General features: G+C 70.9%; 2 protein-coding genes. Both read right to left on the minus strand.

Going from position 1 to position 16,532, the window contains the following annotated elements; translation table 11 throughout:
* Nucleotides 1–11,902: non-ribosomal peptide synthetase (locus tag LQD00_RS17095; protein WP_232718327.1), on the minus strand; the 11,902-nt coding region annotated here is incomplete at its 3' end.
* Nucleotides 11,899–16,532: non-ribosomal peptide synthetase (locus tag LQD00_RS17100; protein ID WP_232718328.1), on the minus strand; the 4,634-nt coding region annotated here is incomplete at its 5' end. The genes LQD00_RS17095 and LQD00_RS17100, both read right to left, overlap by 4 nt.

Below are 16,532 nucleotides of genomic sequence, written 5' to 3' on the forward strand. Positions count from 1 at the left end.
CTAGTCTCGTGGGCTCGTATATGTTTATAAGCCCACCCACAACCACCACCGCATGCACCGCCACCAACAACTCCAACGACCGCGACATCACCACCCCAACAGCAGAATCCACCCCCACACCCACACCCAACAACCGCCGCGCAACCCCCGCCACCAAACCACCGAACTCCCCATACGACACCACCCGATCCCCACACCGCACCGCCACCTGCGACCCCGACAACCCCACCCGCTCAGCCACCACCGAACCCACCGAACGACCACCCCACCCCAACTCCACCACCGCACCCCGAGACCACGTCTCGACCGTGCCGCGCATCTCCGCGGGCATCGGATCGAGCGCCGCGACGGGCGTGGCGGGGTCGTCGGCGAGCAACTGCAGGAGATCGACCAGCGATGCCGCGATCACCTCGGCGACCTCGGCGTCCACGGCGACCAGATCGGCTTTCACCGTGAGCGACAGCTCGTCGGCGTCCGGGGCCGCGATGAGCGCCAGCGGATAGTGGGTCGCGTCCGAGGTGGTCACGTCGCGGATCTCGAGCCCGGACGTGCGCGATCCCTCCAGCACGGCTCCCGTGTCGACGGGATAGGACTCGTAGACCACCAAGGTGTCGAAGAGCGCGGGATGCCCGGAAACACGGGTGATCTCGCCCAGACCGAGGAACTGGTGGTCGACAAGCCCGGCACGGGATGCGTGGAGCGTCGTCACCAGATCGGCGACCGTCCGGTTCGGGTCGACGTCCGCGACGACGGGCACCGTGTTGATGAAGAGACCGATCATGGCGTCGGCCCCGTCGAGGTCGGCCGGCCGACCCGACACCGTCTCGCCGAAGACGACGCGTCGTTCTCCGGTCAGTCGCGACAGCAGGATCGACCAGGCCGCGTGGAGCGCGGTGCTCGTGGTGCTGCCGAGTTGCCGGACCCGTTCCTCCAGCCGGGCACGACCGGCGGCGTCCAGGCGCGCGGCGATCTCGTACGGACGACGCTCCTCCTGGCGGGCGCGGGCGGCGTGGTGGGGCGCGACCACGGTGGGCGTGACGCCGGCGAGAACGTTCTGCCACGCGGCGAGCGCGGCGGCACGATCTCGGCGATCCAGCCACTCGAGGTAGGACTCCATGTCGGTGGCCGGGGTGACCGCGGGACGGCCGAGATGTGCGGCGAGGAGATCGGCGACGAGGATCGGCCCGGACCACCCGTCGAGGATGATGTGGTGCGCGGTGATCACGACGGTGAGTGCGGGACCGGCGATGCTGTGGTGCGAGACGGCGGTGAACCTGATCAACGGCGGCGAATCGAGGTGGAACGGCCTGATGCGATCCTGTTCGGCGAGTTCGGCGATGCGTTCGGCCGCTTCCGCGACCTCTGCTCCGGTGAGGTCGATGCCGCGGAAGTCGGGATCCGTCACCACCCCGTGATCCGCCGGTGGGATCACCACGACGGGTCGGCCCGCGCCGGTCCGGGTGAACGCGGACCGCAGGACCCGTTGGCGCGCCAGCAGTTCGCGGATCGCCGGCAGCAACGCGGTCGGCGCGTGCTCACCGGCGAACTCGATGATCGACTGTGTGACATAGGGGTCGGTCGGATGCCCGGCGCCGTCGAACTCAGCGACGTCGAACCCAGGGGTACCGGCGAGACGTTCGGCCTCGTAGATCAACCCCTGTTGCAGCGGGGTCGGCGGCCAGATCGCCGGCGCGGTGTGGGAGCGTCCCGCCGAGTACCTCTCGACCAGATCGTCGATCTCGGTCTGCGAGACTCCCCCGCCGATGACGTCGGTCTCGCTGGGCCCCGGGTCCCCCACCGATTCCACGTACGCGGCGAGCGAGGACAGTGCGGCATCCCATCGAGAGGCGATGTCGTCGAGTACGTCGCGACCGAGCACCGCTTCGGGCGCCGAGAGATCCAGTCGCAACGAGCGCCCGCGCGGGGACGGCACCGTCCCCATGGTTGCGGTGAGCGCGGCGAGAGCCGTCATGCCGCCGGTCACCGACGGCGGGAGCACCGGCGCGTCGCCGACCGGGAGGAACTCGGTGGCCGCCGTGTCGGCGTCGTCCTCCGAACCGGCCAGGCTCCCCAGGTAGTTGACGGTCACCGGCGGCAACGGGCGGTCACGCAGGGGTGACCCGGGCCGCGACCAGCGCAGCGCACCGAACGCGATGCCGTTGTCCGGCATACGTTTCTGCCGGTCCTTGAGAGACTTGAGGATCGTCGCCAGGTCGCGTCCGGGTGACGTCCCGGCCTCGGGGATCTCGACGCCGACCGGGACGAAGGAGGTGAACCAGCCGACGGTCTCGCTCAGGTCGGCGCCCGGCGCGACGGACTCCTCGCGCCCGTGGTTCTCCAGGAGCATCGACACCGTGCGGGCGTCGTACCCGAGTCGACCGGCGGCCGTTCCGGTGGCGAGGGCGTAGGCGAGGGCCGTGGCGACCACGGTGTCGGCGCGGGCGCCGAACGCATCCGCGACCCGACCCAGCACGGACTCGGTGCGGTCGGGTTCGACGACGTGGGTCGTGGAGATGGTGGTCCGCAACCGATCTCGGACCGGGTCGAGCACCGAGGCCGTCGACGACGGCAACTGTTCGGTCCACCAGTCGATCTCCCGCTCACGGTCGGCGAGTTCGGACAACACCTGCGCCCACCGGCGGAAGGACGTCCCGCGGGCGGTGACCTGGGGTTGGTCGCCGCTGCGGTACTGCCACCAGGCACGGGCCAGGCCGGACACGATGGTCGGCCACGACACCGCGTCGACGCCGAGGTGATGGATCGCGATCACCAACCGGCCGACCGTGTCCCGGCCGTCGGCGACCCGCACTCCCACGGCCGCGACGAGTCGTCCACGTTCGGGTGAGAGGGCGCCGAGAGCCCGTCGATGCGCCTCCCGCACCGCCTCCTCGAGAGTGGCTGACGCAGAACCGGTGGCCGGCCGCACCGGGTCGTGGATCTCGACCAGGACGTCGTCGGCGCTCCCGGCTCCGGCGATCACGACGGGCTCGCCGTCCTCGCCGATCTGCAACGACGCGGTGAGCATCGGGTGCGCCGCCACCACCGCAGCGGTCACGGCGCGCAGGGCGTGTTCGTCGATGTCGGCCGGCAGGGTCAGCACCGTGCTCTGCGAGAAGTCGGCGATGTCGTCGAGCCCGTCGGCGAGGTCGAGTATCCACGCCACGCCCGGCGTCGGCGCGACCGGCCCGATGCCACCGCCGGGCAGTTCGTCGAGCACCGCGTCGGGTTCGTGCCGGGACAGCCGCGCGAGGTCGCGGATGGTCGCGGCGCCGAACACGTCACGAGGGGTGAGACCGAAACCGGCGGCCCGCAGCATCGAGGTCAGGCGGATCGACGCGATCGAATCGCCGCCGAGAGCGAAGAACGAACCGGTCATCGGGACCTGTTCGACGCCGAGGACGGCGGCGACGATCCCGGCGACGACCCGTTCGGTGTCCGTCGCCGGCTCCGCATCGGACGCGGTGTGCACCAGCATGTCGAAATGCGGTGCGGGGAGAGCCTTCCGGTCGAGCTTTCCGGCGCTGCTGAGCGGCGCGTCGGGCAGCGTCACCCACAGCGTGGGCCGCATGTAGGCGGGCAGCGCACCCGCCACCGCCTCCCGCGCACGGCCGAGGCTGTCGGCGCTCTCGGGTCCGATCAGGTAGCCGACGAGATGCTCCGCGCCGCCCGGGGCCCGCGCCAGGGTGACCGCGGCCTGCCGGACCCCGGAGACGGTCGCGAGAACCGACTCGATCTCGCCCAACTCGATCCGCTGGCCGCGGAGCTTCACCTGGAAGTCGCTGCGGCCCAGATACTCCAGCTCGCCGGAACGGTTCCGGCGGACCAGGTCCCCGGTGCGGTAGAGCCTGTCCCCCTGCCCGAACGGGTCGGCGACGAAACGGCCCGCGGTCAGATCGGCGCGCCCGGCATACCCCCGGGCCAGCTGGACACCGCCGAGATACAGTTCGCCGGCGACACCGGTGGGTACCGGCCGCAGACGATCGTCGAGGACGAGGCTCTGCGTGTTCCAGATCGGCCGACCCATCGGCACCACCTCGCGGTGATCGCCGAGGGTGGCGGCGGTGACCTCCACCGCGGCCTCCGTCGGACCGAAGAGATTGTGGACCCGCACCCGGGGCAGGACGGCGCGCACCGCGGCGAGGGTGGCCGGCGCCAGCGCCTCGCCCGAGCAGTAGAGGTGTCGCAGGCTCGGCAGCGCCCCGCCCCCGGTGTGATCGAGGATCTCGACGAACACCGTCAGCAGCGACGGGACGAAGTGCACGGTGGAGACCTGCTCGTCGTCGATCAGCCGGGCGATGGCGTGTGGATCGAGGTGTGCGTCGTCGGGTGCGATCACCATCCGGGCGCCGGTGATCGGCGGGGTGAAGAGCTCGGGCACCGACACGTCGAAGGTCGCCGGCGTCTTCAACAGGACCGCGTCGTCCGGGCCGATGCCGAATTCCCGGATGCCCCAGAGCAATCGGTTCATCACGGCCCGGTGGGTCACGGTCACGCCCTTGGGCCGACCGGTGGACCCGGAGGTGAAAAGCGTGTAGGCGGCGTGATCGGCCAGGAGCGGCGCCCTCCGTTCGGCGTCGGTGACCGGGGTGGTGTCGAGATCCACCGGAGTCGTGGAATCGACGACGATCACCTGGTTCACGACGCCGCCGATCGTCGTGTCGTCCGCTGCATCGGGACCGGCCGCGCCTGGTGCGACGAGACCGATGGCCGCTCCCGCGGTGTCGATCATGTAGCGCACCCGGTCCACCGGCGCATCAGTGGCCACCGGGACGTACTGGCTGCCCGCGGCAAGGACCCCGTGGATCGCGACGACCAGGTCGACCGATCGCGGTATACACACGGCGACACTGTCTTCCGGGCCGACGCCGGCGGCGATCAGCTCTCGCGCGACCACCGCCACCCGGGCGGCGAACTCCCGATGGGTGATCGACCGGCCGGCGCAGCGCAACGCGACCGCGTCCGGCGAGATCCGAGACCCGGCGACCACGGCATCCGCCAGTGTCTCCGGCGGCCGGGTCACGGTGCGGCCGAGTCCGAGCTCGTACTGGGCTTGTTGCTGCGCCTCGGTGAGCAGCGGGATGTCCGCGACCGGCACGTCGAGGTCGCCAGCCAGAACGGTGAGGGTGGACTCCAGCGCGGAGGAGATCATCTCCGCGGTGTCCCGGTCGAACAGGGCGGTGGCGTACGTGATCGACCCGGCGAGCGTCCCGTCGACGCCCTCGCGGGTACCGATGGTGAGGTCGAACTTCGCGGTGGTGTCGTCGATCTCGACGAACTCGGCGGTCAGGTCGCCCATGGTCACGCCGGCCACTACCGGCTCGGCACCGGCGGCGTGCACCAGCATCACCTGCGCCAGTGGCTCGACGTTCTCCGTGCGCGGCGGATCGACGGCGTCGACGACGCGCTCGAACGGCACCTCGGCGTGATCGAAGGCGGTCAGGTCGGCCAGCTTGACCCGGTCGAGGAGGGCCCCGCCGGTGAGCTGCGGGTCCACGTCGACGCGCAGTACGACGGTGTTGACGAACATCCCGATCAGCTCGTCGAGGACGCGGTGCCCACGTCCCGCGACCGGAGTCGCGACCGCGATCTCGGCGGTCGACGTCAGCCGCGCCAGAACAGCCGCCACCGCGGTGTGCAGGACCATGAACAACGTCGCGCGCCGCTCGGAGGCGCGGCGGCGAAGACCGGCGACCACCGGCGCCGACAACGACCACCGCACGGTCGCCGCCCTGGCATCGGGTTCGACGGTGCGCGGCCGGTCCACGGGCAGCGGCAGGACATCCGGCAGCCCCCGCAACTGCTGCTTCCAGTAGGACAACTGGCGTGACATCTCCGAGTCCGGTTCGGCCGGATCTCCGAGCCGATGCCGTTGCCACACCGCGTAATCCGCGTACTGCAGGGTCAGCGGCGTCCACCGCGGGGCCCGGCCGCTGCGACGTGCGTCGTAGGCCTCGACGACCTCGCGGGCGAGGATGGGCGCGGACTCGCCGTCGGCGGCGATGTGGTGGAGCGCGATCACGAGCACGTGATCGGTGTCCGTGGAGCTGAGGATCCGCGCACGCAGAGGCAGATCGCGGGTCACGTCGAACGGCTGTGAGATCGTGGCGGTGATCTCCTCGGACACCAGGCTGTCCGGCGCGCCCCCGGAGATGACGGTGTGTCCGACCGGGACCAGGCCGGGGTGAGACTTGCGCACCACCTGGATGGGTTCGGCTGCGTCCGTTGCTCCCGGATCGGTGGGATAGATCGTGCGGAGCACTTCGTGCCGCTCGGCCACGTCGTTGATCGCCTCGTGCATCGCGTCCACGTCGAGGTCGCCGTGCAGTCGCACGACGATGGGGATCACGTAGGCGGCAGAGCCCGGGTCGAACTGGTTGAGGAACCACATCCGCCGCTGGGCGTAGGACAACGGGACCGGCTCGGGTCGCGCCACCACGCCGGGCACGGGACCGATTGCGCGACCATCGATCCCGCCGGTATCGAGCAGCGTCGCGAGGGCCTCGACGGTCGGGGCCTCGAAGATCACCCGCACCCCGATCTCGACACCGAACTCCGCGCCGATGCGGGCGACCACCCGGGTCGCGGACAGCGACGTACCGCCGAGATCGAAGAACGAGTCGAGCGCCGAGACGCCCGGGTCGCCGTCCGCGCCCTCCATGCCGAGGACCTCGGCGAAGACCGCCGCGACCGCGCGTTCGGTATCGGTGCGCGGTTCGAGGTGGACGCCACTCGAGAACTCGGGTGCCGGCAGTGCGGCGCGGTCGAGTTTGCCGGTCGCCGCGAGGGGGATCTCGTCGAGCGGGACGATCGCGGTCGGCACCATGTGCGCAGGCAGATGCCGGGCCGCGTGGGCGGTCAGCGCCGGCACGTCGACGGCCGCGCCGTCGCTGCCGTGGACCCAGGACACCAGCACGGTCTCACCCGACGTCGGGTGCGCGATACCGGCGGTGGTCGAGAAGTCGACCGCGGCGGAGCTTTCCAGGACGGCGTCGATCTCGCCCGTCTCGATCCGGAATCCGCGGATCTTCACCTGGAAATCGCTGCGGCCGAGGAAGTCGAGTTCCCATCGGCCGTTCCGGCGGCGTCGGCGGACGAGGTCACCGGTCCGGTACATCCGCTCGCCCGGCCGCCCGAACGGTGCGGCGACGAAACGCTCGGCGGTCAGCCCGGTTTGGTTCAGGTAGCCGACGGCCAGCGCCGGGCCGACGAGATACAGCTCGCCCGCGACGCCGGGCGGGACCGGATGGAGTCGCGCGTCGAGGACGAGCACACCCACACCCGCGATGGGTCCGCCGATGGTGACGGGTTGTCCCGGACGCATCGCGGCGGAGGCGGTCGACCAGATCGTCGCCTCGGTGGGCCCGTAGAGGTTGTACATCGCACGCCCGTCCGACCAGGTGCGGACGAGCTCGGGTGAGCAGGCGTCGCCGGCGACGCACACCACCCGGAGGTCGGGGAACGCCTCGGCGGCGGGCACCGTGGCCAGTGCACTCGGCGTGATCGTCAGGTGCGAGACGGACTCGTCGGCGATGACCGACGCCAGTTCGCGGCCGCCGGTGACACCCGGCGGCACCACGACCATCGTCGAGGCCTCGGCAACCGCGACGAGGGTCTCGAACACCGAGGCGTCGAATCCCGGTGCGGCAAAACGCAGTACCCGTGACTCAGGGCTCAGGTCGAACCGGGACCGGGCGTCGGCGACCAGATCCGCGAGCCCGAGGTGCGAGACCGCGACGCCCTTGGGTCGCCCGGTCGAGCCCGAGGTGAAGATGACGTAGGCGGTGTCGTCGATACGACCGTCGGGCACCGGGTCGTCGAGGGCAACCGGCTGCGATACCCACCGGGTGGGATCGGTCAGGTCGACGAGGTCGTCGACGAGGAGCCAGGTCGTGCCGTCGTCGGCCTCGGCCCGTGTGTCCGAGGAGCCCGGCGCACCGGCCGCCGAACTCGTGACGCCGAGCTGCGCGGCCAGCGTGCCGGTCATGTACCGGATGCGTTCGGCGGGCTGCGACGGGTCGATGAGTCCGACCGCGGCGCCGGTACGGGCGATGGCCCAGAATGCCACCGTGCCGGACAACGATCGCGGCACGGCCAGCGCGATCACCGCACCCGGTCGTGCGCCCCGCGACCGCAGTTCCGCGGCGACCAGCCCGGTGGCGGCGTCGAGGTCGGCGTAGGTCAGCGTGGTGTCACCGTCGGTGACCGCGACACCGTCGGGGTTGCGGGCCACCGCGGCGTCGAACAACCCGGGCAGCGTGACCTTCGACTCGGCCAGAGCCGGTGAGCTCAGGAGCGCCGGGGCGTCGTCGGGCGCCCCGGTCGGGAGGTCACCGATCGGGGTCTGCGGCGATTCGACGACCGCGTGCGCGACGGACAGCAGACGACGCGCCAGATCGGCGACGGTGTCGGTGTCGAACAGCGCCGTCGCATAGGTGATCACGACCGGGGTGTCCTCGTCGCGGGGTCGACCGGGCGGGTCGACGACGGTCACCTGCAGGTCGACCTTGGCGCTGGTGACCGGGGCCTCGAGTTCGGAGACGACCAGACCGGGGAGTTCGACCGTCGGCCGGTCGGTGTTCTGGAAGGCGAGCGCCACCTGGAACAGCGGCGGGTGTGCGGTGCTGCGGGCGGTCGTCACCTCCTCCACGACCGTCTCGAAGGGCAGGTCGGCGTGATCGAGTGCGGCGATGTCGGTGTCGCGGCAGGCAGCGAGGACCGTGGCGAAGTCCGCATCGCGGCGTAGGGGCGTGCGCAGCGCGAGGGTGTTCACGAACATCCCGATGAGGCCGTCGAGCCGACGGTCGCCGCGTCCCTCCACCGGTGTGCCGATCACCAGATCGGTGCTGCTTCCCGACCGCAGGAGGGTGACCGCGAGAAGCGCGTGCACGCACATGAACATGGTCGCGTCGTGCCGGTCGGCGAGCTCGCGCAGGCGTGACCAGGTCGCTGCATCGATCACCGTGGACAGTTCCGCACCGCTCTCGTCGCGCAGAGCCGCCCGCGGGCGATCCAGCGGCAGATCGGTGAGTTCCGGGGCGTCGGCGAGTTGCGTTCTCCAGTAACCGAGTTGGCGTGCCGCGAGCGACTGAGGGTCGGTGAGATCACCGAGGATCTCGTGCTGCCACACCGCATAGTCGGCGTAATGCACCGGCAACGGGGACCATTCGGGCGCATGACCGGACTGCCGCGCCTGGTAGGCCTCGACGAAGTCGGCCACCAGCGGCGCCATCGACCCGCCGTCGCCGATGATGTGATGGACGACCAGGACGAGCACCCACTCGTCGTCGGCGACCCGGATGAGGCGCGCGCGCACCGGTGCTTCCCGTTCGAGGTCGAAACCGCGCGTGACGATGTCGGCGACGGTCGCGGTCGACCCGGCAGATCCGGAGCCGCGCATGTCGATCGGCGGATCCACCCGCGCGTCGTGCCGGGCGGTGTCGGGGTCGTCGACGATCTGCTGCGGAACGCCGTCGACGGCGACGAACCGCGTGCGCAACGTCTCATGGCGGGCGATGAGGTCATCGAGCGCCGCGGCCACGGAAGCGGGTTCCAGGCGTGGGCCGGGCAGGTCGGCGGTGGACCGGCCGCGCAGGCGCAGGACCGCCGGGATGAGATAGGCCGGTCCGCCCGGGTTCATGGTCTCCAGGAACCAGATCCGTCGCTGGGCAGGTGACAGCGGGAGCGGGCCGGTCCGCTCCACCGGACGCAACGGCGGTCGCGCGGACCCCTGTTCGTCACCCTCGGCGAGGCGCGCGTCGATCGCCGCGGCGAGTCCGCGGACCGAGGGGGTCGTGAACAGATCGCGTGCTGCCACCGTGGTCCCGAAGTCCTCGGCGGCGCGCGCCGCGACGCGGGTCGCGGTGAGCGAGTTGCCGCCGAGGTCGAACAGTGATGCGGTGACACTGATCTCGTTCTCGCCGAGGATCTCCGCGAGGAGGCCGGCGAGCCGCTCCTCGGTGGGCGTGGCGGGCGGTTCGTGGGTTTCTTTGTCGTCGGTGGCGTCCGGTTCGGGCAGGACCGCGCGGTCGAGCTTGCCGTTGACCGTGAGCGGCAGCGCGTCGAGCCACACGAACAGGGTCGGCACCATGTACTCCGGCAGCGCGGCGGCGAGCCGTTCGCGGACGGTCGCCTCGTCCGGCGTCTTGCCGGCCGTGGGAACGAGGTAGCCGACGAGATGCTCGGTGTCGCCGCGCATCCGGATGTCGGCGCCGGCCGCGTCCATGCCGTCGACCGCGGACATCGCCGACTCGACCTCGCCGAGCTCGATGCGGAAACCGCGCAGCTTCACCTGTCCGTCGCGCCGGCCGACGAATTCGATCGATCCGTTGCGGGCGACACCGACGTCGCCGGTCCGGTACATCCGGCTGCCCGGCGGACCGAACGGGTCGGCGACGTAGCGGGTCGCCGTCAGACCGTGGCGCCGCAGGAAGCCCCGGGTGACCTGGAGGCCCGAGACGTACAGTTCGCCGGGCACTCCGTCGGGAAGCGGCGCGAGCCGGCCGTCGAGGACGTGCACACGGGAACCCAGCAGAGGCGCACCGATGTCGGAAGCCGTTGCTGCGTCGACGAATCCGCGGGTCAGCTCACGTCGCGTCATGTAGACGGTCGTCTCGGTCGGCCCGTACATGTTGTTGAGTTGAGGTCCTGGGACGTCTGCCCCCGGTCTGGTCGGCGAACCGTCGGCGGTGCGATCGGCCTGCCACTTGCGGACATGCTCGTAGTCGAGGAGCTCCCCCGAGAAGTGGAGGCGCCGAACCGATTCCGGGAGCGCCGAGCCGTGGGGCGGCCGTACCGCCGCCGCGAACTGGTAGAAGGACGAGGGGGTGAAGTTCACAATCGTGACGCCCTCGCGGTCGAACACCTCGACCACGTCATCCGGGGCACGGGTGGTGGCGTGGTCGAGCACGACGAGACGTCCCCCGGCGAGCAGAGCTGCCCAGATCTCCCCCACCGACACGTCGAAGGCGTAGGAGTGGAACATCGACCACACGTCGTCGGGTGTGCTCTCGACCAGCGCGTCGAGTGCGACGACCAGGGAGATCACGTTGTCGTGGGTGACCACGACACCCTTGGGCACACCCGTCGAACCGGAGGTGTACATGACGTAAGCACTCGAATGGGCCCCGACGCGGTCGGGAAGAGCTGCCGCCGGGAGCGGTTCGGCCCAGGCAAGCAGGTCGTCGGGTGTCGAGATGCGAGCGGGCATGTCCGCCCACGCGGTCGCCGTGTTGGGGTCGGCGAGGACTACCACCGGCGCGGCGTCGTCGACGATGGTGCGCAACCGCGCGATGGGATGTGTCCGGTCGAGAGGCAGGTACGCCGCACCGGTCTTGAGTACCGCGAGCAGTGCGACGACGAGATCGGCTGATCTCGGCATCGCCACGCCCACCAGGGTTTCCGGCCCGGCGCCGGCCGCGGCGAGCGCACGGGCCAGTCGTTCGGTCCGGTCGTCGAGGTCGCGGTAGGTGATCGTCGCGCCGTCGAGATCGGTGAGCGCCACGGCGTCGTGACGCCGGTGTGCCGACACCCGGAAAAGTCCCGGGAGCGACTCGACGTCGCCTGTGCCGAGGACATCGTCGATCCGGCGGTCCAGGTCGGCGAGGACGTCCCCGGCGGTCGCCGCCAGTTGTGCCGGGGCCTTTCCCGTCCGCGGCAACAGCGCGGTGACCGTCGCGCGTACCGCCGGGGTCGGGTCGACTCCACGCGCGGCGAGGGTGGTCGCCGCGACCGTCACCCGGCGGTGCAACTCGCGGAAGGTCACCGGCCCGTTGGCCCCGACCATCGCCTCCGCGTCGGCGGCGTGGGTCGCGGCGAAGGTGAGCCTGCGCAGCGCCGTCGGCTGTGTGGACCCCGCGGACGTGCGCGCCCCGACGCTGCGCGAAACCGAGGTGTCCGACGTCACGCGGGTTCCACCCGGTTCCGTCGGGGTTCACCGGGCATTGCGTCTCCGGGCATTGCGTCTCCGGGCATTGCGTCTCCGGGCATCGCGTCACCGGGCATTGCGTCCACGCCTCCGGACAGGGCGGTCGTCGCCGCGGTGCGGATGCACGCGAACACCTCGTCGATGGTCCGGTCGGCGTCGGCGAGGAGCGTGGTGACCGCGACCGTCAAGGCTTCGGACGGATCCTCGTCCGGCACGGAGAACGCCATGGCCACCGAGGTGGCCTCGAGGTCGGCGAACGTGACCGAGGGTGCCCCGGGGATGCCGATCACCGCATCCGGCGCCGTCGCCGCGACCGTGGACACGAGCTCGTACAGCGGTTGTTCGGCGTCTACGACCTCCGCCGACCGCCCGTCGGCCCAGATCGACAGGTCGCCCACCGGCGTCCCCGGCCGGGCGGCGATGTCGATGAGCAGGTTCTGGTACCGCTCCGCGATCCGTTCGGCTCCGGCACGGTCGAAGAGGTCGGTGTCGTAGGCGATCTGGCCACCGAGCGCACCGCCCCGGTCCACCCCGTCGAGGTCGTCGGGGTACACCATGATCTCGAGGTCGACCTTGGCCGCCAGGGCCGACGGCGGTCGCAGACGAACGGACAGACCGTCGAGGCTCATCGCGGGGATGTCGAGGTTCTGGTACGAGAGCATGACCGAGAACAGCGGGTTGTGCCGGCCGCGGCGGGCCGGTCCCTTACCGGCGCGGTTGAGGTGGTCGACGATCTGGTCGAAGGCGACGTCGGCGTGGGCGAGGTCGGCGACGTCGTCGGTCCGCACGCGTCGCAGCAGCGCGTCGAACGGTTCGTCGAGACGCAGACGGGTACGCAGCGGCACCGTGGTCGCGAGCATGCCGACCATGTCGGCGAGTGCCGGATCGTCGCGGCCCGCGAACGGCGTGCCGATCACGATGTCCTCGCTGCCCGAGAGCCGGCCGATCAACACGGCGAGCGCTGCGTGCATCACCACGAACTGCGTCGTGTTGTTCACGCGTGCGAGGTGTTTGAGCACCGTCGCGGTCTCCGGTGGGACGCTCACGTCGACGACATCGCCGCGGTGTCGGGGTTCGACGGGGCGCGGCCGGTCCGTCGGGATCACGGCGGGTTCGCGGACCGTCCCGAGGCGTTGCTCCCAGTACTCCAGCTGGGCCTGCTCCTCGCTGATTCCGCCGGACACCTCGGACGACAGTCGTTCGGCGTGCCAGATCGCGTAGTCGGCGTACTGCACCCGCACCGGGTTCACGGCAGCCGTCCACGGACCAGCCTGCCCATCGATCCGGGCGCGGTAGGCGGTGGTGAGGTCACGGGCCAGCGGCCGCAACGAACCGCCGTCGGCATTGATGTGGTGCACCACGAAGACGAGGAGGTGACGGTCGGCGGCGAGCCGCAGGATCGCGGCGCGGACCGCGTTGGGCCCGGTCAGGTCGAAGCCCGGTTCGACGACCGCACCGATCTCCTCGTCGACGCGGTCCGGGGTGGTGTCGACGAGGGCCACCCGGAAGCCGCGCAGGGCATCGGCGGCCGGGATGATGACCTGCACCGGGCGCCCCTCGTGCAAGGGGTAGCGCGTCCGGAGGGACTCGTGACGGGCGATGACGTCGCCGAGCGCCCCGGTCAGGGCCGAGACATCGAGTGGGCCGTCGAGTTCGAGGGTGAGCCCCACGTTGTACGCCGACGACGACGGGTCGATCTGGTTCAGCGACCACAGTCCGCGTTGGACACCTGTCAGTTCGACCATGTGCGGCCGTTCCCGGGGTGTCAGAACCCTACCCGCGCCGGTGGATTCGACCGTGCTCAGTGCGGCGACGAAGCTCGCCACCGTCGGATTCTCGAACAGCAGGGCCAGCGGGACCCGCCGGTCGATGTGCTGTTCCACCCGATAGGTCACCTTGGTCGCCGACAGCGAACTGCCGCCCAGTTCGAAGAAGCCGTCGTGCACGCTGACCGTCTGGAGTCCGAGCACGTCCGCGAAGATCTGCGCCACCGCCGCCTCGAGACGGCTTCGGGGAGCGACGTATTCGCGTGCGGGCGAGATCTCGACGGCAGGCAGCGCGCGCCGGTCGACCTTCCCGGTGCGGGTCACCGGGAACTCGTCGAGAACCTGGACGGTGTGCGGGACGAGGTGCGCCGGCAGATGGGCGACCGCATGGTCGACGATCTGTTCGGGGGCGGGGTTGCGCCCCGGCACCCCCGTCACGTAGGAGACCAGGACCGTGTCGCCCGCCGGTGTCGGCATCCCGACACTCACCGAGTGCTCGACGTCGGGGTGGGTGACCAGAACGGCGTCGACCTCCCCCGGCTCGACCCGCATGCCGCGGATCTTGATCTGGAAGTCGTTGCGGCCGTGGTAGATCAATTGACCATCCGCTGTCCACGAGACGAGGTCGCCGGTGTGGTACATCCGGGTGCCGGTCCCGAACGGGTCGGCGACGAACCGGCCCGCAGTCAGTCCCGCCCGCCCGTGGTACCCGCGTCCGAGCGCCCGCCCGGCGAGATAGAGTTCGCCCACGACGCCGGACGGCACCGGGCGCAGTCCCGCGTCGAGAACCCGTGCCCCGACCCCGGAGATCGGCCGGCCGATGGTCACCGGCGCCGTCGCGCGCAGCGGCGGGGAGAGAGTCACCCAGATCGTGGTCTCGGTGGGGCCGTACAGGTTGAGCAGCGGTCTGCCGTCGGCATCCCACCGCTCGACGAGTTCCGGCGGGCAGTCCTCCCCCGCCACCATCATCGTCTCGACGCCGGGGATCTCCGCCGGATCGATCGTGGCGAGCGCCGTCGGAGTGGCACAGGCGTGCGTGACCCGGTGCCGGGTGATGACGTCGGCGAGTTCGGGACCGGCGAACACATCGGGCGGGCTGATCACCAGTTCCGCGCCTGCACAGATCGCGAGGATGATCTCCCAGACCGCGACGTCGAAACCCGGTGCGGCGAGCTGCAGTACGCGGGACGCACGGGTCACCCCGAGGCGGGTCTGCTGTTCGGCGACCATCTCCGCGAGGCCCGCGTGGGTGACCGCCGCCGCCTTCGGCCGCCCGGTCGATCCGGAGGTGAAGAGCAGGTATGCGAGATCGTCGACGCGGGCGCCTCGGGTTCGGTCCGCGTCGGTGACCGGATGGTCCCGGCGGCCGGCTAGGTTCAGCTCCACCTCGAGGTCGTCGAGCAGCCACTCCTCGACACCGAGGTCACGCTGCTGCGGTGCGGCATCCGGGTCGGCGGCACGGTCGGCGACCACCACCGAGTCGACGGTGATCACCAGTGCGGCGCGGCTGTCGGCCAGCATCGCGGCTCGGCGGCGCACCGGCAGCCGCGCGTCGATGATGACGAAGGCGGCGCCACTCATCGCCACGCCGAGCATGGTGAGGACCATCCGTGGGGATCGTGGAATGCTGACGGCGACAACATCGCCCGGACCGATGCCGCGGTCGGCGAGGAGGCGGGCCAACTGGTGGGTCGCGGTCGCCACCTCTGCCCAGGTGAGTCGTCCGGTACCGGCCCGGCCGTCACCCGTCAGGGCGACGGCGGAAGGATCGGCCGTCAGGGCGACGGCGGAGGGATCGGCCGAGGCGATTCCCCGTGCGATGAGTTCGGCGAGGGTCGTCTCCGGCTGAACGCCGCCAAGCGGTGCGGCGAGTGCGCGGAGCGAGTCGGGCGCGAGCAGGTCGATCGAGGCGAGGGCACGGTCGGGCGCGGACACCATCTGGCGCAGGACCAGGCGCAGCCGGCTCGCCATGTCCCGGATCGTCGGCTCATCGAACAGATCGGTGGCATAGGCGAATTCGACCTCGTAGTCGTCCGTGCGCTCGGTCACCGAGACCGTGACGTCGTACTTCGCCGCCGGCACCCGCGCATCGAGCAGTTCCGCCGAGCCCGTCCAGTGCGACAGCTCGGTCAACTGGTCGGGCTGCACGCTCAAGGCCACCTGGAACAGCGGCGAATGCGATGGCGACCGTTGCGGTGCGACGGCATCGACGACGCGTTCGAAGGGGACGTCGGCGTGACTCATGGCCCGTGCGCAACGACGATGTGCCGCGGTCACGAGATCCCGCACGGTGTCGTCCGGGCGCAGCGAGGTGCGCAGGACGACGGTGTTGACGAACATGCCGACCAGTTCGGCTACCGCCGGGTCTTCGCGTCCGGCGACCGCGGTGCCGATGCTGACGTCGTCCACCGCGGCGAGCTTGCCGAGGGTGAGGGCCAGGGCCGACTGGAAGACGGCGAACGGCGTGACGGCGAGAGTCGTCGCGAGGCGGCGGAGCCCGGCCGACAGCTCGGCGTCCAGCGTGACGTCGAGATGATCTCCCGCGCTGGACATCACCCGCGGTCGCGGACGATCGGTGGGCAGTTGCAGAAGGTCGGGTGCGCCGTGGAGTTCGGTGCGCCAGAACTCCAGTCCCTCGACCAGCGCGGGCGACGGCCGTTCCGGGGTTCCGAGGACCTCGGCGCGTTCGACGGCGACATCGGCGTACTGCATCGGGAGCGGGGTGAACTCGGGCTGTTCCCCGGCGCGCCTGCTCTCGTAGGCGGTCATCAGGTCCCGGAGCAGCGGCCGCAACGAATGCCCGTCGGCCGCGGGAATTGATCCTCGACGCCTATCTGCTGCGC

Origin of the sequence: Gordonia metallireducens, from assembly GCF_021245825.1 — a bacterium.
In the GTDB taxonomy this organism is placed as follows: Bacteria; Actinomycetota; Actinomycetes; order Mycobacteriales; family Mycobacteriaceae; genus Gordonia; species Gordonia namibiensis.